Annotated in this window: 14 protein-coding genes and 1 other annotated feature; of the genes, 6 read left to right on the top strand and 8 right to left on the bottom strand. The window is 36.0% G+C overall.

Features of this window, described 5'->3' with window-relative positions; genetic code table 11:
- The first annotated feature begins 233 nt into the window (after nt 1–233).
- Nucleotides 234–836 (top strand): 30S ribosomal protein S4, encoded by a 603-nt coding sequence (rpsD, locus tag CDZ92_RS00670; RefSeq protein WP_096152935.1) that lies wholly within the window; start codon nt 234–236, stop codon nt 834–836.
- A gap of 504 nt (nt 837–1,340) precedes the next feature.
- On the opposite strand, the gene tyrS is transcribed toward rpsD, so the two are convergent.
- Nucleotides 1,341–2,603, bottom strand: a complete 1,263-nt coding sequence (gene tyrS / locus CDZ92_RS00665; RefSeq protein WP_096152934.1) for a tyrosine--tRNA ligase — start codon at nt 2,601–2,603, stop codon at nt 1,341–1,343.
- A 53-nt stretch (nt 2,604–2,656) separates the two neighbouring features.
- Nucleotides 2,657–2,892: a binding site (T-box leader), on the bottom strand.
- A gap of 151 nt (nt 2,893–3,043) precedes the next feature.
- Here tyrS and CDZ92_RS00660 point away from each other — a divergent pair.
- The gene (locus CDZ92_RS00660) at nt 3,044–5,959 is read left to right on the top strand and encodes a transglycosylase domain-containing protein (RefSeq protein ID WP_096152933.1); all 2,916 of its coding nucleotides are present in this window, start codon (nt 3,044–3,046) and stop codon (nt 5,957–5,959) included.
- A gap of 110 nt (nt 5,960–6,069) precedes the next feature.
- Here the strand turns inward: CDZ92_RS00660 and acsA are convergent, their stop codons facing one another.
- The gene (acsA, locus tag CDZ92_RS00655) at nt 6,070–7,788 is read right to left on the bottom strand and encodes an acetate--CoA ligase (protein WP_096152932.1); all 1,719 of its coding nucleotides are present in this window, start codon (nt 7,786–7,788) and stop codon (nt 6,070–6,072) included.
- 257 nt (nt 7,789–8,045) lie between these two features.
- Between acsA and CDZ92_RS00650 the strand changes: the two genes are divergently transcribed.
- Genes CDZ92_RS00650 through CDZ92_RS00640 form a run of 3 tightly spaced genes read left to right on the top strand, consistent with a single transcriptional unit; the run spans nt 8,046 to nt 10,529 of the window.
- A complete protein-coding gene (locus tag CDZ92_RS00650; protein WP_096152931.1) occupies nt 8,046–8,678 on the top strand; it encodes a GNAT family N-acetyltransferase in 633 nt (210 codons plus the stop codon).
- Nucleotides 8,679–8,730: 52 nt separating this feature from the next.
- Nucleotides 8,731–9,375 (top strand): acetoin utilization AcuB family protein, encoded by a 645-nt coding sequence (locus tag CDZ92_RS00645; RefSeq protein WP_096152930.1) that lies wholly within the window; start codon nt 8,731–8,733, stop codon nt 9,373–9,375.
- The gene (locus tag CDZ92_RS00640; RefSeq protein ID WP_096152929.1) at nt 9,372–10,529 is read left to right on the top strand and encodes an acetoin utilization protein AcuC; all 1,158 of its coding nucleotides are present in this window, start codon (nt 9,372–9,374) and stop codon (nt 10,527–10,529) included. The genes CDZ92_RS00645 and CDZ92_RS00640 overlap by 4 nt, the downstream gene beginning before the upstream one ends.
- A 98-nt stretch (nt 10,530–10,627) precedes the next feature.
- Here CDZ92_RS00640 and motS read toward each other — a convergent pair whose 3' ends face one another.
- From motS to CDZ92_RS00620, 4 genes are all read right to left on the bottom strand, one after another.
- Entirely contained in the window at nt 10,628–11,407 is a 780-nt protein-coding gene (gene motS / locus CDZ92_RS00635) for a flagellar motor protein MotS (protein WP_096152928.1), read from the bottom strand.
- A complete protein-coding gene (gene motP, locus CDZ92_RS00630) occupies nt 11,404–12,228 on the bottom strand; it encodes a flagellar motor protein MotP (RefSeq protein WP_096152927.1) in 825 nt (274 codons plus the stop codon). Before motP ends, motS begins: the two co-directional genes overlap by 4 nt.
- A 101-nt stretch (nt 12,229–12,329) precedes the next feature.
- Entirely contained in the window at nt 12,330–13,328 is a 999-nt protein-coding gene (gene ccpA / locus CDZ92_RS00625) for a catabolite control protein A (protein WP_096152926.1), read from the bottom strand.
- A 370-nt stretch (nt 13,329–13,698) separates the two neighbouring features.
- A complete protein-coding gene (locus tag CDZ92_RS00620) occupies nt 13,699–14,775 on the bottom strand; it encodes a bifunctional 3-deoxy-7-phosphoheptulonate synthase/chorismate mutase (RefSeq protein WP_096152925.1) in 1,077 nt (358 codons plus the stop codon).
- A 169-nt stretch (nt 14,776–14,944) separates the two neighbouring features.
- Here CDZ92_RS00620 and CDZ92_RS00615 point away from each other — a divergent pair, with 169 nt between their 5' ends.
- The gene (locus CDZ92_RS00615; protein ID WP_096152924.1) at nt 14,945–17,083 is read left to right on the top strand and encodes a cell division protein FtsA; all 2,139 of its coding nucleotides are present in this window, start codon (nt 14,945–14,947) and stop codon (nt 17,081–17,083) included.
- 36 nt (nt 17,084–17,119) lie between these two features.
- Here the strand turns inward: CDZ92_RS00615 and ytxJ are convergent, their stop codons facing one another.
- Nucleotides 17,120–17,446 carry a bacillithiol system redox-active protein YtxJ gene (ytxJ, locus tag CDZ92_RS00610; RefSeq protein ID WP_096152923.1) on the bottom strand — a complete coding sequence of 109 codons (327 nt, stop codon included), beginning with the start codon at nt 17,444–17,446 and terminating at the stop codon, nt 17,120–17,122.
- Between the two features lie 83 nt (nt 17,447–17,529).
- Nucleotides 17,530–17,985 carry a YtxH domain-containing protein gene (locus tag CDZ92_RS00605; protein WP_096152922.1) on the bottom strand — a complete coding sequence of 152 codons (456 nt, stop codon included), beginning with the start codon at nt 17,983–17,985 and terminating at the stop codon, nt 17,530–17,532.
- Nucleotides 17,986–17,994: the final 9 nt, after the last annotated feature.

The raw sequence follows: 17,994 nt of genomic DNA, 5'->3' as shown, positions 1-17,994 counted from the left end.
AAAAAACCTTGACTTTCATTTGTTTTTTTTATACAATAGCGTTTGTGTAAAATATTGCAGCCTATGTGATATGCTAGTTTGATTATTTTGTTCCCCGATATCTATATCGGAGGTGTATCGAGTAACTCTTTGCTGCAGAGCGAGGATACATGAAAACATCATAATCCTGTTAGTAATTTCGCTAAGGGTTATTATTGCACAAAAATAATAACACATTAAAGGAGGAGTCATTCATGGCTCGTTATACAGGTCCAAGTTGGAAAATATCCCGCCGTTTAGGAATTTCTTTAAGCGGAACAGGTAAAGAATTAGACAAGCGTCCTTACGCACCAGGACAACACGGTCCAAACCAACGTAGGAAGATTTCTGAATACGGTTTACAATTACAAGAGAAACAAAAATTACGTCACATGTACGGTATGAATGAGCGTCAATTCCGTCGCTTATTCGATATTGCTGGCAAATTACCTGGTAAACACGGTGAAAACTTTATGGTTCTTTTAGAATCTCGTTTAGACAACGTAGTTTATCGTTTAGGTTTAGCTCGCACTCGTCGTCAAGCTCGTCAATTAGTTAACCACGGTCACGTTATGGTTGATGGCGCACGCGTTGACATCCCTTCTTTCCGCGTGAAAGTTGGTCAAACAATTTCTCTACGTGAAAAATCTTCAAACTTAACAGTTGTGAAAGAATCAGTAGAAGTGAACAACTTCGTTCCTGACTACCTAACTTTCGATGCTGACAAGTTAGAAGGTACTTTCACTCGCTTACCAGAGCGTTCTGAGTTAGCTGCTGAAATTAACGAAGCATTAATCGTTGAGTTCTACTCTCGTTAATAGTTTCGGAGACCCCTGTCGATTATTCGATTGGGGTTTTTTTATGGTGATTTTCTATTTTCTACGTACAACTATTTTATTAATCCTCATTTTATTTTAAAATTTGTTTCTAGAGTTTTTCATTTATTTTGTGTTTCAATCCATGTAGTTTGTGTTTCAATCCTTATACTTTGTGTTTCAATTCCACCTTTTTCTGTTTCATTCCATCTCACCGCATACTCCTTCATCCCAATTGTGTTTCAATCCAAGCAATTTCTGTTTCAATCCTTATACTTTGTGTTTCAATTCCACCTTTTTCTGTTTCAATCCATCTCACCGCATACTCCTTCATCCACTTGTGTTTCAATCCAATCAATTTCTGTTTCAATCTTTAGCAAATACAAACAACACCACCACACCTACCCGAAGCAAAAACGAAAAATGACCTTAGAAATTACTCTAAGGCCATTCATACATATATCATTGACTTTATTCCACAAAAATCTATTTCTAAAAAAGAACGCATTAGTATTTAATTAAAAAGTACTTCTTCTTCCCTCTTCTAATAACCGTAAATTGTCCTTCAATACGATCTTCTTTAGTTAAGACACGCTCTAAACTTGTTTCACGTTCGCCGTTTATAGAGATTGCACCGTTTGTTATATCTTCACGAGCTTGACGCTTAGAAGGTGCAATTTTGCTCATCACTAAAAGTTCCAATAAAGCAACATCATCTTCTCCTTCCAATTGGAACGAAGGAACATCTTTAAAACCTTGTGAAATTTCTGATGCAGTTAAATCTGCGATGTTACCTTTAAATAATGCTTCCGAAATACGAATTGCTTGCTCTAATGCTTCTTGACCATGAACAAGTTTTGTAACTTCTTCACCCAGTTTCTTTTGAGCGGAACGTTTTTCAGGTGCTTGTTCCATCTCAGTTTCTAACTCATTAATTTCCTCATGGGATAAGAAAGTAAAGAATTTCAAGTATTTAACAACATCGCGGTCATCTGTGTTAATCCAGAACTGGTAGAACTCGTAAGGAGATGTTTTCTCTTTATCTAACCAAATAGCTCCGCCTTCTGTTTTACCAAACTTAGTTCCATCTGACTTTGTAACTAATGGAATTGTTAACCCAAAAGCTTTTGCTTCATCTTCGGATTTACGGATAAGTTCCAAACCAGCAGTTATGTTACCCCATTGGTCACTTCCACCTATTTGTATTTTACAATTTTCATTTTTGTATAAATGTAAAAAGTCTAGTGACTGTAAGATCATGTAAGTAAATTCTGTAAAGGAAATTCCAGACTCAATACGAGACTGTACAGAATCTTTTGCAAGCATGTAGTTAACCCCGAAATTTTTACCAACATCTCGTAGGAAGGTAATTAAATCCATGTTACCAATCCAGTCAAAGTTGTTCGCAATAACAGCTGGATTATTAGCAGCTTCAAAGTCTAGAAAGCAAGAAAGTTGGTCTTTAATCTTATTGGACCAATCCGCAACAACGTCGGAAGTGTTTAACGTACGTTCTGCTTTTTTACCACTTGGATCACCAATTAAACCTGTAGCTCCACCAACTAAAGCGATTGGAGAGTGTCCAGCTTGTTGAAATCTTCTTAACGTTAAAACAGGTAGCATATGACCGATGTGTAAACTGTCTGCTGTCGGATCGAATCCAGAGTATAACTTTACTTTTTCCGTTTCTAACAACTTCTCCAAGCCCTCTTCATCTGTAATCTGATTAACTAGGCCGCGGAACTTCAAATCTTCTAATAAGTTACTCATTCCAATTCCTCTTTTCCTTTGATTTAGTCAAATAAAAAAACTCATCCCTATATAGAAGGGACGAGTTTATATCTCGCGGTACCACCCAACTTGCAAAGCAACAATCATTGCTTTACCACTTGTTTGTTCATAACGGCTTGATAACCGTCTTTTGCTAATAGGCTCAAAAGCTGTTCACAAAAGAAGCTCTAGGAGGTAATTCATATTTAATGCAGTACTGATTTGCACCTACCACCAGCTCTCTGTAAGCTCGCTATTAAATATTACTAATTCCTATCTTTGCTTATCACTATTCAAAATAATTATAAAGTACTTTTATCATATCCCCAAGCTATTTGTCAACTACATATTTTTTGAATGGACCTTTTTGTAATAAAAAAATCCCCATCTAAATCTTTACAGTATGCTATAATAATAATGTTTAATGGGGGGATTATATTATGTCAAAGTTCGATAAAACAAAAGAACAATTTTTGTCGTTCTATCAATTCTTTGTAAATAAAAAAACGAAAAAAGGCTTTAATATTACATACTCAGTAGTTTGGAATTTAATTTTAATCTTTATTCTTATAGGAGTGATTAGCTTAGGCTTTGCTGGCGGTACGTTAGCTGGTTACTTTGCTGCTCTTGTGAAGGATGAACCTTTACGTCCTTATGAAGACATGAAACGTAACATATATGATTATGAAGAAACATCTAATATGTACTTCGCTGATAATCTTTTTCTTGGAACGTATAGGGCAGATTTGCATCGAGAAGAAGTAAAAATAGACGAAGTACCTGAAGTGTTAGTTCAAGCATTACTCGCAACAGAAGATGAATATTTCTATGAGCATCCAGGAATCGTTCCAAAGGCTCTTTTACGTGCAATGTTACAAGAAGTATTAAACTCTGCCAATCAAACTGGTGGTAGTACATTAACTCAACAATTAATAAAAAATCAAATTTTAACAAACGAAGTCTCCTTCGATCGAAAAGCGAAAGAAATTTTGTTAGCACTGAGATTAGAGCATTACTTCGAAAAAGAAGAGATTCTTGAAGCATACTTAAATGTTTCTCCATTCGGTAGAAACTCTTCAGGCAGAAATATTGCAGGAGTGAAAACGGCTTCTAGAGGAATCTTTGGAGTAGAACCTAACGATTTAACTTTAGAGCAAGCCGCTTATATCGCTGGTTTGCCACAAAGTCCTTTTGCATATACACCTTTTACTCGTACAGCTGAAGTAAAATCACCAGAAGGATTAAGACCTGGTTTAGATAGAATGCGCCATGTCTTAAACCGAATGAATGTTTTAGGATATATAACAGAAGAACAACATGAAAAAGCTTTGGCTTATGACATTACGAAAGACTTTATTGACCCTGAAGGAACAGCATTCCAACAATATCCACATTTAACAATGGAAATTGAAGAGCATGCAAAAGAAATTATTGCATTTATTTTAGCTGAACAAGATGGTTATGAAGAGAAAGATTTAAAAGAAAACACTAATCTCTTAAATGAATATAAGGAATTAGCTCATTTAAATATAAGACAAAGTGGCTATCACATTCACACAACGATAAACAAAGAAATGTTCGATAAGATGCAAGAAGCAAAAGACAAGTTTCAATTTGGACCAGAACTTGATTGGGCTGATGAAAATGCAGCTAAACCAATTTTTGATCGTGACGGATTTAGAATTGGTCCTCCAAAGATTGACGAAGAAACTGGAGAAACAGTTAAAAATCCAGAACAAGTTGGAGCTGTTTTATTAGACAATAAGACTGGTGCCATCTTAAGTTTTATTCCTGGACGGGATTTCAATCATTCAGAAATAAACTATGCAACAAGATCACCTAGGCATAATGGATCAACAATGAAACCTCTATTATTGTATGCTCCAGCATATGAATACGGTAAGCTTCAACCTGGCAGTATGTTAGCCGATATTAAGAAAACATTTGAAATACGTGGACAGGCACCATATACTCCAGTTAACTTTAATACGGGTAAAGAGTATGGTTTAGTAACCGTTCGGGACGCAGTAAAACATTCTTACAACATATCTGCTGTCCGAGCATATGTTGACCTAAAAGCACAATATAGACCGATGGATTTCTTATTCGAACAAAATTTCAAGTATTTAACAGAAAATGATGCCGCTATAATATCTGGTGTATTAGGTGCATCTGGTACAGGAGTAACTGTATTAGAAAACACGTCAGGATATGCTACTTTTGCTAATAATGGAGAATACAATAAACCGTATTTAATTCAAAAAATTGTCTCCAATACTGGAGAAACAATTTATGAACATAAAGCTGAGCCAAAAAGAATTTACTCTCCACAAACTGCTTATTTAATGATAGATACTATGAGAGACGTAGTAATAAGTGGGACAGCTGGAAACGTTAGAAGTAGATTAAAGTTCTCTTCTGATTGGAGTGGTAAAACTGGTACTTCCAATTATACGCATGATAGCTGGTTTGTTGCCTCTAATCCGAATGTCACATTAGGTGTTTGGTTTGGTTACGAACAAAGAAGATCTTTAGCTGGTGGTGCTTCAACTAGAACACAGACAATGTGGGCTAACTTATTGAATTCTGCATATGAAGCAAATCCAGAATACATCGGTCCTTCTGAGCGTTTTAAAATGCCAGGGGGTATCGTAAGAAGAAGTTACTGTAAGTTAACTGGTTTATTACCTTCAGACCTATGCCGACAGGCTGGTTTAGTTGGAGAAGATATTTTTAACGCTGAATTTGCGCCAACAAAAGTAGATGATAGTCTATCGATTGGAAAATTTGTAAGAATCGGCGATATTGCTTATGCTCCTTTAAGTTCAACTCCTTCTGAATTTGTAAAACAAGGACCTGTATTAAAAACAGACTTCTTAAAGAGATTACAACTAACAGAAGAAGAGTTTACAAAACTAATGGCTGATAATGCAGTATTTAAAGATTTAGTCGCTATCTCTGATGAAACTTTACCAACGAACAACAATGCACCAAAACAAGTAGCTAATGTAAAGTTATCTGGTAAAACATTAAGTTGGAATTCTAGTTCAGAAAAAGACGTTATTGGCTATTACGTATACTACGCACAAAACACCGAAGCTCAAGCTAGAAAAATTGCTTCTGTAAGAGCTGGTGATGATATGAAAACGAATATTAATCAAAATTCAGGCGTATTCTACGTAACAGCTGTAAATGCAACTGGAAAAGAATCTTCTTCATCAAAACCAATAGAATTAGGAGATGTTAAACCTCCTAAAGAGGAAGAAGAAGAAAACAACAGCGACAGAAATAATAGCAACCGTAATCCATCTACAAATCCACCTTCAGATCCTAGCGATTCTGAGGATGAAGATTAATTTATTAGAATTCACGAAAAGGAGATCTCAACAATATGAGATCTCCTTTTTCTATTTTATAATTTAAAAATGCTCTGTGAGATAATTTCACAGAACATTTCAACATTCTATCAATCTTCCATCGTAGATAAATCGCCAGTTGGTAAATCTAATTCCCATGCTTTTAACACACGTCTCATGATCTTACCACTTCTCGTTTTTGGAAGTTTATCTCTAAATTCAATTTCTCTAGGAGCTGCATGTGCTGCAAGACCTTTTTTGACAAACAGACGAATTTCTTCTTTTAGCTCATCTGTTGCCTCATAGCCATCACGTAAAGCAACGAAAGCTTTAATGATTTCACCACGTACCGGATCTGGCTTTCCGATTACACCAGCTTCAGCAACTGCAGGATGCTCCACAAGCTTGCTTTCAACTTCGAATGGCCCTACACGCTCACCAGAAGTCATAATTACGTCATCGATACGCCCTTGGAACCAGAAGTACCCATCTTCATCCATATAAGCTGAGTCCCCTGAAACATACCAGTCACCTGGCATGAAATAAGATTCATACTTTTCTTTATTATTCCAAATCGTGTGCATCATAGATGGCCAACCTTTTTTGATTGCGAGGTTACCCATTCTATATGGTGGTAATTCATTTCCTTGATCGTCTACTATAGCCGCTTTAACTCCAGGAATAGGTTTCCCCATAGAGCCAGGCTTAATCTCCATACAAGGATAGTTACAAATCAACTGTGCCCCAGTTTCTGTCATCCACCATGTATCGTGAATTCGTAATTGGAATACTTTAGAACCCCAACGAACTACTTCAGGATTTAGTGGTTCACCTACACTCAAAATATGACGAAGTGAAGACAGGTTATACTTCTTCACTACTTCATCTCCAGCACCCATTAACATACGGAATGCTGTCGGAGCACTATACCATACCGATACACCATAATCTTCAATTGTTTCATACCAAGCTTCCGGTCTAAAACGCCCACCAACGATAACGTTTGATGCTCCGACTAACCAAGGACCAAAAATACCATAAGCGGTACCCGTTACCCAACCTGGGTCAGCTGTACACCAATATACATCGTCATCTTGTAAGTCTAGTACCCATTTAGCCGTTTGGTATTGTTGCACCATAGCGTTATGAACATGTAAAACACCTTTTGGTTTACCTGTTGATCCACTCGTATAGTGTAGAACTAATCCGTCTGTTTTTTCTACCCACTCTATTTGCAACTCTTTGCTAGCAGTTTTAAGTCTAGTATGAAAATCAACAAATGGTCCTTCTTCTTTTACACCGTCTCCCACAAGAACGACATGCTTTAAAGCTGGAAGTTCATCTAATGGTACACGATTTAACAGTTCAGGCGTCGTAACTAATACCTTTGCCTCACTATCTTCTAATCTATCTTTTACTGCACCTTCCATAAATGCTTCAAATAATGGCCCTACGATGGCGCCTAGTTTAATAGCTCCTAGCACAGCAAAATATAGTTCTGGCGAGCGTGGCATGAAAACAAATACTCTATCCCCTTTTTCCACATCACAAGCTTGCTTTAATACATTTCCGGCTTTGTTAGAGAACTCTTTCATCTCTTTAAAAGTGTATTTTTCGTCACGATTTCCGTCACGATAATATAATGCTACTTTGTTTTTTCGGTGAGTTAAAGCATGGCGATCGATTGCTTCATATGCAGCATTTACTCGACCAGTTTCAGACCAACTGAAATTTTTCTCTACCTCTGACCAATCGAAGCTTGCACTTGTTTTATCATAATCTTCAAGATTATAGTTCCCCTTTGTCACTGGCAGCGCTTCCACTTTCATCCCAAACTCCCCCTTATGTATATATTCGAATCTATTATATAACAAAATTATTTTTTTCTCAATTTTTTGAAAAGTTTGTTTAAAACCATGATTTTCTTATGAATTTTTAGTAGACTATTATTATAGTCTATTTGTAAACGCTTACTAAAAAAGTGCATTCACATACTAGACTAAAGTTCTGTTTAATTGTTCTTCCTTTTTTTAAAAATTTCCATAATAATAGAATTAACGAAAACTGCTTCAAGAAGGTGATGACAATGGAACATAAAAAAACGTATAACGCACAAGAAATCAAAACACCACACGGTCGAGTGATTGTGGAAGGGCCAGTTTCTTCTCAGAAACTAGCTAGTTATGAGTTTCACGAAGACTTAGTTGCATTTAGGCCACCAGCACAACAACATGCTGCATTAGTAGAAATTGCAAAATTACCTGAAGGAAGAATTATTATTGCAAGAATGGATGATTTAATTGTCGGTTATGTAACTTATTTATACCCAGACCCAATGGAACGCTGGTCAGAAGGCAACATTGAAAACTTAATTGAGCTAGGTGCAATAGAAGTAATTCCAGCCTTTAGAGGTTTCTCCGTAGGGAAGACACTATTACGCGTATCCATGATGGATGAAATGATGGAAAATTACATTGTAATTACAACCGAATATTACTGGCATTGGGACTTAAAAGGTACTGGTTTAAACGTATGGGACTATCGTAAAGTAATGGAAAAAATGATGCATGCCGGCGGCCTTGAATATTATGCTACAGATGAGCCAGAAATCAGTTCACACCCTGCAAACTGTTTAATGGCACGAATCGGAAAAAACATAAAGCCTGAGTCCGTACAACAATTCGATCAACTAAGATTTAAAAACCGTTTTATGTATTAGATGATATAAATAAATTCATATAGTTAGTAGTTCAGCAAAGGGGGAAACAGATATGATTGTAGAAAAAATTATGAAACGAGATGTCTATACACTAAAGCCTACAGACACAGTTGAATCTGCCATTCAAATGATGTCAAAAAAGCGTATTAGGCACATTCCGATTCTAGATGAAAATCAAAATATGGTCGGTATTGTCTCTGATAGAGATATAAGAGATGTTTTACCTTCTTCCCTTCTTAGTGAATGGAAGAAAGAAGATATAACGCAACCACTCTCTAAAGTGATGACAAAAGATGTTATTTTTGGGCATCCTCTTGATTTTGTTGAAGAGATTGCTGCCCAATTTTACGAGCATAAAATTGGCTGCCTTCCTATCATACAAGACCAAAAACTAATTGGCATTGTTACTGAATCTGATTTATTACACACATTCATTCAGCTTACAGGTGCCCATCAACCTGCATCTCAGTTCGAAATTAAAGTAGAAAATATTGCAGGTAAGCTAGCAGAAGTAACTTCAATTTTAAGAAAAAGAAAGTTAAATATTTTAAGTGTGTTAGTGTACCCGGATGATAATGAAAAGTATAAAATTTTAGTACTTCGTGTTCAAACTATGGATCCTACAAAAGTGATTTTTGATTTGAAAGAAGAGGGATATGAAGTGCTGTGGCCAAACTTGCCAGGGATGGATGCATGAAAAAAGCAGCCTTCATCTATTCTGATGACTTTTTATCCTACAAATTTAGTGAAAAACATCCATTTAACCAATTAAGGGTACAATTGACTTTAGATTTACTAAAAAAATCCGATGCTCTCTCAGAAGAAGACATGATTCCACCACGTATGGCAACAGATGAAGAGCTATCACTCATTCACGATGTAAATTACATAGAAGCAGTAAAGCTTGCTGGAAAAGGTCTTCTTTCTAAAGAAAAAGCAAGTAGTTATGGTTTAGGTACTGAGGACGTCCCTATTTTTCCGAATATGCACGAAGCAAGTGCCTTACTCGTTGGTGGTACACTAACAGCTGTTGATGAAGTAATGCAAGGTAGAGCTGAACATGCACTTAATTTAGGGGGAGGCCTTCATCACGGATTCCGTGGTAAAGCTTCTGGTTTTTGTATTTATAACGACAGCTCTGTCGCGATAAAATATATGCAAAAGAAATATAATGCTAGAGTTTTATATGTGGACACGGATGCACATCATGGAGATGGCGTTCAATGGTCTTTCTATGAAGATCCAGATGTTTGTACATTATCTATTCACGAAACAGGTAGATACCTTTTTCCTGGTACCGGTAATGTAAATGAACGTGGACAAGGGGACGGATACGGCTACTCTTTTAACATTCCAGTAGACGCTTTTACAGAAGATGAATCGTTTTTAGAAGTGTATGAACAGTCGTTAAGAAAAGTAGCTGCTTTCTTCAAACCTGACGTAATTATTACACAAAACGGTGTAGATGCCCATCACTATGATCCATTAACACATCTATCGACTAGTATTAATGTTTATAAAGAAATTCCTAAAATAGCTCATAAGGTTGCTCATCAATATTGCAATGGCAAATGGATTGCAGTTGGTGGTGGCGGATATGATATTTGGCGCGTCGTTCCAAGAGCTTGGGGGCATTTGTGGTTAGAGATGACCGAAAATATTGCGGGGACTGGGCCACTTCCTACAGAATGGATAAACAGTTGGACCGATCAATCACCTGTAACTCTACCAAGTATGTGGGAAGATCCGGAAGGTTTTTATCCACCTATTCCACGCAAAAACGAAATTACAGAAAAAAATAAGCAAGTATTAGAAAAAGCATTATATCCTATTCGTCATATAGAAGGATAATTAGGATTTTTTTAAAAGCTAGAAATGGTAACAGGTCCCTCGTTTTCCTAAAAAAGAGATTTTTCAGAAAATACCTTCTGAAAAACCTCTTTTATTTTTTACCAATTGATCTTCTCTTCTTTATTAGGATCAGAAATGACTATTTCTACCCTTCTATTTTTTTGCCAGTTTTCAACATTATTATTCGGGACAACTGGTCGTGTATCTCCATAACCAACTGCAACAAATCTTTCTGGACTTAAATCATGTTCATCAATTAAATATCGTATAACACTACTTGCTCTCGCTGTTGATAATTCCCAGTTTGATGGGAATTTGCTTGTAGAAATCGGCCTATTATCGGTATGGCCTTCTACTTTTATTAAATTTGGAATCTTTACTAATAGTTTGCCGACTTTATCTAAAAATGGGTGAGCGATAGGTAATATTCCTGCCTCTGCTGTTTCAAATAATACTCTTTCTTCTAAAATAAGCACAATTCCTCGTTCTGTTCTATTAGCGACTATTAAGTCATCAAGGCCGTTCAATGTTAGAAAATCTTGTAATTCTTCTAACAGTTCATCTAACGTATCCGAACTTGAATTATCTTGTTCATTTTCATTGTTGGTTTCTGCATCTGCGTCCTTATTATTAGTAGATTCAAAATCAATACTAAAATCCGTAGGGTGTTCAAATGGTACAGCAGAAGGATAGTAATCAAGTAGATTTACTTGTTTAAATGACTCTGCAACTGCCCTGAATTTAACTACATCGATTTGTGACATCGAGAAAAGTAAGATAAAAAACACTAGAACGAGCATGAACAAATCTGAAAAAGTTACCATCCATTTCGGTGCACCGCTTTCTTGTCTAGGCTTTGTTCTCCTCACTCGTTTCATCGAACATCCTCCTCAATTCCTTCCGTTAGCTCCACCTCTTTTTCTTTTTCTCGTTCTTGATTAGACAAGAAGGCAGATAGTTTCTCTTCCAGAACTTTTGGATTTTGCCCAGATTGCACTCCTAAAACACCTTCAATAATAATTTGACGCAAAAAGATTTCTTTTTCTGTCTTATTTGCAAGTTTATTTGCCATTGGAATAAAAACTAAGTTCGCTAACAATGTACCATATAGTGTCGTCATAATAGCCACAGCCATGTTAGGTCCTAAAGTTTCAGGAGAAGATAAGTTACTAAGCATTAAAACTAGTCCGATTAATGTACCTATCATTCCCCATGATGGTGCAAAATCTCCAGCTTTTTCAATAATGCTTCTTCCCTTTTGATGTCTTTCTTCTAAAGCAGAAATCTCTGCATTCATAATGTCATGGATGACTTCTGGCTCCACACCGTCAACTGCTAATAATACACCTTTTTTCAAAAAAGCATCATCAACATCTTCTAACTCTGCTTCAAGTGCTAACAATCCTTCTCGACGCGCTCTATCGGAGAGTCTTACAAATGTTTCAATTAGTGTAGATAGTTCATTTTCTTCTTTAGAAAAAACAGATTTTATTACATTTGGTACCAATTTTATTTCCTTTAGATTAAACGTAACAAGTAATGCAGCAGTAGTTCCACCTAACACGATGAAAATAGAAGGAAAATGAAGAAATAAAACAATGCTACCAAAATTTGTTGTTGGGTTACTAAATATCCCGAAGAAAATCATTAATAAACCTAATGCAATGCCTATTGGTGTAAAAATATCAAACTTTTTCATGCGCTCTCCCCACTTAATAGCTCAATTGAAGTTAAAGAATAAATAAAAGAGGACAATTTTTATGTTCTTGTCCTCTTTTACTACATATATCGGCATTATTTTTATTTTGTTGAGTGTCTTTTTTCAATTCTATGTGGTAGTACTACTGTATGATCTTCTACTTGTTCTTTGTTCATAAACTTAGTTAATAACCTCATTGCAACTGCACCGATATCATACATTGGCTGCACAACTGTTGTTAATTGTGGGCGAACCATCAAAGCTAATCTTGTATTATCGAAACCAATTACATCTAAATCATCTGGAATAACTAATCCTCTATCTTGAGCACCATGGATAACACCTAATGCCATTTCATCTGTTGCAACATAAATAGCAGTTGGTTTATCTTCGGACTCTAACAATTTTTCAACAGCTTCAATGCCTGAGTCATATGTATAATCACCTTCCAAAATAAAGGCTTCATTATACTCAATTTCTGCTCCAGCTAAAGCACGTTTATAACCTGCTAATTTCATTTCCTTATTTATTGGTTCCTCAAAAGGCCCTGAAACAAAAGCGATTTGTTTATGTCCACTTTCCATTAGCATCGTTACGGCGTCATATGATGCTTGCTCGTAGTCTACTGTTACAGAAGGCACTTTATTATCTTCTACAACTGATGCAGCTAGGACGATTGGAACAGGTGAACGTTCAAATTCAGCTGCCAATTCTTCGGTAATATTTCCACTCATAAACACAATTCCGTCCACTTGTTTTCCAAGCATTGTATTTAATAGATGTAATTCTTTATCAGCGTTTTGGTCGGAATTACTTAGAATGATGTTGTATTTATACATTGTAGCAATATCTTCTATCCCTCTTGCTAATTCAGAGTAGAAAATACTTGAAATATCCGGGATGATAACACCAACTGTTGTTGTTTTCTTGCTTGCTAATCCTCTTGCAACTGCGTTTGGACGGTAGCCCAGTCTCTCAATTGCTTCTAATACTTTTTTTCTAGTTGTCGGTTTTACGTTTGGGTTCCCGTTAACAACACGGGAAACGGTTGCCATTGAAACGTTTGCTTCTCTTGCAACATCATAAATCGTTACTGTCATGAATACGACACTCCTTTTATTTTTTCACATTCCATATATGTCAAGTTAATAATTATGGTAGTTTAATTCTATGGTTTATATCATACGATACTATTTATGTAAGAGCAACGTGTTTACACGCTTTATATATAATTTACCTAAAATTAATGAATGCAAACTCAATGTCCTTACAGAGTTACTTGTTTTGGAATGCAAACGTGCCGGTTGTGTGACAGCTTTCCGCGGGGGAGGCGGTGAGCCTCCTCGAGCCAAAGGGCTCTGTGGGGTCTCACCAGCCTGGCCTCTCCCGCAGGAGTCAGTCACACAACCGGCACTTGAATATGTTTTTATACATTTTTAGCTCAAAAAACTATTAAATAACTATTTCACATTATTTTTTATATGCATAATGACTACGAAGTTCCGTAATGAATTCGTTAAATTGGTCAATATCCATTTGTTGTGCGGAATCACTTAGAGCAACTGCCGGATCAGGGTGTACTTCTGCCATTACTCCATCAGCACCGATTGCCAAAGCAGCTTTAGCTGCTGGTAACAGTAAATCTCTTCTACCAGTCGAATGAGTTACATCTACAAACACTGGTAGATGTGTTTCTTTCTTTAGAATTGGAACAGCAGAAATATCAAGCGTATTTCTAGTTGCCCTCTCATACGTACGAATTCCTCTTTCACATAGGATAATCTGGTCATTTCCTTGTGCAATAATATATTCAGCAGCATTAACAAATTCATCAATCGTTGCAGCTAAACCACGTTTTAATAAGACTGGCTTTCTCACCGCACCTGCAGCTTTTAGCAATTCAAAGTTTTGCATATTCCTAGCGCCAATTTGAATCACATCTACATAGTCTAAAGCCATTTCGATATCCGCTGGATTTACAATTTCACTAATGACTGCCATATTAAACTCATCGCCGACTTGTTTTAAAATTTTTAACCCTTCAAGACCAAGCCCTTGAAAATCATAAGGAGACGTACGAGGTTTAAAAGCTCCACCTCTTAACAATGTTAAACCTTGAGCTTTTGCTGCTTGAGCAACTTGAGCAACTTGTTCATAGCTTTCAACCGCACAAGGACCAACGATAAAATGTTGGTTGCCATCACCAACTTTTACTCCCTTAATATTAACGATTGTATCTTCTGGCTTTCTTTTTCTAGAAACTAACAACCCTTTTTGCTGTTCTACTTGTTGTAGTACTAAGCCCGCCTTGAAAATTTCTTTAAAAATATGCTGAAGAGTAGCTGTTTCAAATGGTCCATCATTATGTTCTGTAATTAAATCTAGCATTTTTCTTTCTCTTACAGGATCAAATCGATTAACACCTTGTGCCTCTTTTATTTTCCCTATTTCATGAACTAATTTACCACGATCATTTATTAGTTTTAATAATTGTAAATTTATATCCTCCACTTGATCTCTCAAGATGTCTAATTCGTTATGACTCATTGTAAATCTCACCCTTTCATATTTATAACACATCAAAGTTGTGGTACATTTCAATTAGTGTTTATTATAAACGAACGATTTCAGATTGTCACGAAAAAACATTTTATTGCTTTAACGCTTTTTACCGATAAAGTAATGTATGTGTTAGTTGGAAGGAAGGTGCCTTATTATGTCAGAAAGTTCAAGAGTTTTCGCACTAGATATTGGAACTCGTTCTGTCGTTGGCCTCATTTTGGAAAATATAGATGGTAAATACAACGTGTTAGACATAGTCATTCAAGAACATAAAGAAAGAGCAATGCTCGACGGCCAAATTCACGACATTCTTGCTGTTGCTTCGGTTATAAGTGAAGTTAAGCTTATGTTAGAAGCTAGGCATGGAAAACTTTCTAAAGTATGTGTAGCCGCGGCTGGAAGAGCTTTAAAAACAAGAAAAAGTAGTGCCTCAAAAGAGATTTATGGCACTCCTTTATTAAATAAAGACGATATTATTTTCCTAGAGTTATCGGGGGTTCAGGAAGCACAACGTTTACTAATGAGAGAGTATGAGTTTGCAAGTGAAACTCAATATTTTTGTGTTGGATATTCCGTCCTTCACTATTATTTAGATGGAGAAGAAATAGGTAGTTTACTAGATCAGCAAGGGAAAATGGCTACTGTTGATATCATATCGACTTTCCTTCCTAAGGTTGTTGTAGAATCTTTAATTTCTGCCCTGCAACGTGCTGATTTGGAGCTTGAGGCATTGACATTAGAACCAATTGCAGCAATTAACGTATTAATACCTCAAAGTATGAGGAGATTGAATGTTGCATTAATAGATATTGGTGCAGGAACATCCGATATTGCTATTACAAACAACGGTACCGTTACTGCTTATGGAATGGTTCCAATTGCTGGGGACGAAATTACAGAAGGTTTGAGTGATGAATTTTTATTAGATTTCCCTAATGCAGAGACGTTAAAAAGAGAGCTAATTTCTCAAGAAACTGTCCCTTTTACTGATATTCTTGGGTTTCAACAAACGTTAAGCAAATCCGAAATAGTAGATAAAATAAAGCCATATATAGAGAAATTAGCAATAGGCATTACAAAAGAAGTATTAAAACAAAACAATAATAAACCACCTAAAGCAGTCATGTTAGTTGGTGGGGGAAGTTTAACTCCTTTACTTCCATACTACGTTGCAAAACATTTGCAGCTCCCTGAAAATAGAGTCGCTATTAGAGGACTTGACGCCATTCAACTGTTAGATACATCTAGCTTGTTACAACGCGGACCAGAGTTAGTTACACCAATTGGAATTGCGATCGCAGCAAAAGAAAAGCCAATCCACTATGTCTCCGTAACGGTTAATGGTTTATCGATTAGACTTTTTGATGTGAAACAACTAACGATTGGTGATGCATTATTAGCTGCTGGTATTGAATTAAAGAAAATGTACGGAAAACCAGGTTTAGCTCATATGGTTGAATACAATGGAAAGATGATGACATTCCCTGGAGGATTAGGACAACCACCTACTATCATAAAGAATGGGCAACTTACAAACATTCAGTCCTCCATATGTAATAATGATGAAATAACTATTACTAAAGGGGACGATGGATTGTCAAAATCAATAAAAGTAAGAGATGTTATAACTGTTGATTTGGCAGACAAGAATATAAAGATAAACGGCGAATCCTTTACCATTTCGCCAGTCTACTTCAAAAATGGCGTCAACGTTTCCATTGATGAAATTGTAACAGATCGCGATAAAATCACCGCTAACTTTCCTTCTACTATATCAGAAGTAGTAGAGGCAACTGGAATGACTAAGTTAGACAATACCATCTATACTGTCTACATTAATAATGAAGAAGTACCTTTTCCAAATTTCTCAACAAAAATATTATGGAACGGCCAACAGGTTACTGGAAATACAACTTTTTCTTCGGGAGATGAAATTATAATTTTACCTATGGATAGCCCAGATGCTTCCTCATTAATACAGGAATTAAAGTTAGTTATGGAAGAAACAATAGAAGTTTTATATAACAACAAGCTAATCACTTTAACACAACCGTTAGTAAAAATTATGCGTAATGGAGAATTATTAAAGGACGACGAAATAATTTCACATGGGGATCATTTGCAACTAACTGAGATAAAGAAGGAGCGATTTATCTTTCAAGACATTTTTAAGTTTGTAGACTTAGATAAGCCGACACAGTTTAAAAAACTTATTATGAAGAAAAATGGTGTAGAGGCAACCTTCTTTGAGCCTATAGCTCATGGGGATTCACTGGAGTTATATTGGGAATAGCAAGACAATGAGGCCAGTTTAAATTGGCCTCATTTTTTATTTTACATTCTCTTGTAATGATGAATATGTAATTTTCCAATGTGATGCATTCCATACTACTTCGCCACCATTAATAAATAAAGCTTGTGGAGATTCATGTTTCACACTGTATTTTTCAGCTATATGATTAGACACGTCCCTTGCTTCCTGAACATGCAAATAGAAACATGCTACATCGTTTTGATCTGCTACAAAATTTTCAAATTCTTCATAAGCAGCATGACTAATAGGACATGTCGTACTGTTTTTTAATAATAAAAAGGTGTCGTTTTTTTCCACAACTTCGTTGAATTCTTCAAGAGTATTTACTTTTACTTTTTTCATTATAGTTTCAACATCCTTCCGGTTAATACACACAAAATAAAGCGGCGAAGTAATCATATCACTTCACCGCATCTTGAATCAAATTATCCGTTTATTTTCTTTTCCACTTCATCAATAGCAGTTTTTGTATCTTCTAATCGTTTTTGTACTTCTTCTGTCATTTCTTCAGATCCACTTTCAATTGCTGAAGCAGCTTCATCAATTATCTCTTGAACTTTTTCTTTAATTTCTTCGGATGCATCTTTCGTTTGCTCTTTTAAGATTTTCACTTTTTCCATTACTTGTTGGGACTGGTCCGTAATAACTTGTGAAAGGTGTTCCGATTTTTCTTTTGCGGTTTGAGCAATCTCATTTGTGTATTGAACAGCTTGTGTTGTCCACTCATCTGTTTTTTCTTTTAAGTGTGTTGCTTGTTCCTGAAGATCATCGCGTAACTCTTTACCTGATTTAGGGGCTAAAAATAGAGCAGTAGTAGCTCCTACAATTCCACCAATTAACGTACCGATTAAAAAATCTTTCGTATTGATCTCTTTACTCATTGAATATTC

Source organism: Bacillus sp. FJAT-45066 (assembly GCF_002335755.1).
In the GTDB taxonomy this organism is placed as follows: domain Bacteria; phylum Bacillota; class Bacilli; order Bacillales; family Bacillaceae_I; genus Bacillus_CD; species Bacillus_CD alkalisoli.
Note: the sequence above shows the minus strand (reverse complement) of the source record. Positions and strands in the feature narration are given on the sequence as shown.

What these genes read in the sequence shown, in the direction of transcription:
- ytxJ (WP_096152923.1), bottom strand. Translation starts at nt 17,446, where the DNA reads ATGAAAAAAGTAAAAGTAAATACTCTTGAAGAATTCAACGAAGTTGTG.
- rpsD (WP_096152935.1), top strand. Translation starts at nt 234, where the DNA reads ATGGCTCGTTATACAGGTCCAAGTTGGAAAATATCCCGCCGTTTAGGA.
- CDZ92_RS00660 (WP_096152933.1), top strand. Translation starts at nt 3,044, where the DNA reads ATGTCAAAGTTCGATAAAACAAAAGAACAATTTTTGTCGTTCTATCAA.
- CDZ92_RS00650 (WP_096152931.1), top strand. Translation starts at nt 8,046, where the DNA reads ATGGAACATAAAAAAACGTATAACGCACAAGAAATCAAAACACCACAC.
- motS (WP_096152928.1), bottom strand. Translation starts at nt 11,407, where the DNA reads ATGAAACGAGTGAGGAGAACAAAGCCTAGACAAGAAAGCGGTGCACCG.
- motP (WP_096152927.1), bottom strand. Translation starts at nt 12,228, where the DNA reads ATGAAAAAGTTTGATATTTTTACACCAATAGGCATTGCATTAGGTTTA.
- ccpA (WP_096152926.1), bottom strand. Translation starts at nt 13,328, where the DNA reads ATGACAGTAACGATTTATGATGTTGCAAGAGAAGCAAACGTTTCAATG.
- CDZ92_RS00605 (WP_096152922.1), bottom strand. Translation starts at nt 17,985, where the DNA reads ATGAGTAAAGAGATCAATACGAAAGATTTTTTAATCGGTACGTTAATT.
- acsA (WP_096152932.1), bottom strand. Translation starts at nt 7,788, where the DNA reads ATGAAAGTGGAAGCGCTGCCAGTGACAAAGGGGAACTATAATCTTGAA.
- CDZ92_RS00620 (WP_096152925.1), bottom strand. Translation starts at nt 14,775, where the DNA reads ATGAGTCATAACGAATTAGACATCTTGAGAGATCAAGTGGAGGATATA.
- CDZ92_RS00640 (WP_096152929.1), top strand. Translation starts at nt 9,372, where the DNA reads ATGAAAAAAGCAGCCTTCATCTATTCTGATGACTTTTTATCCTACAAA.
- CDZ92_RS00645 (WP_096152930.1), top strand. Translation starts at nt 8,731, where the DNA reads ATGATTGTAGAAAAAATTATGAAACGAGATGTCTATACACTAAAGCCT.
- CDZ92_RS00615 (WP_096152924.1), top strand. Translation starts at nt 14,945, where the DNA reads ATGTCAGAAAGTTCAAGAGTTTTCGCACTAGATATTGGAACTCGTTCT.
- tyrS (WP_096152934.1), bottom strand. Translation starts at nt 2,603, where the DNA reads ATGAGTAACTTATTAGAAGATTTGAAGTTCCGCGGCCTAGTTAATCAG.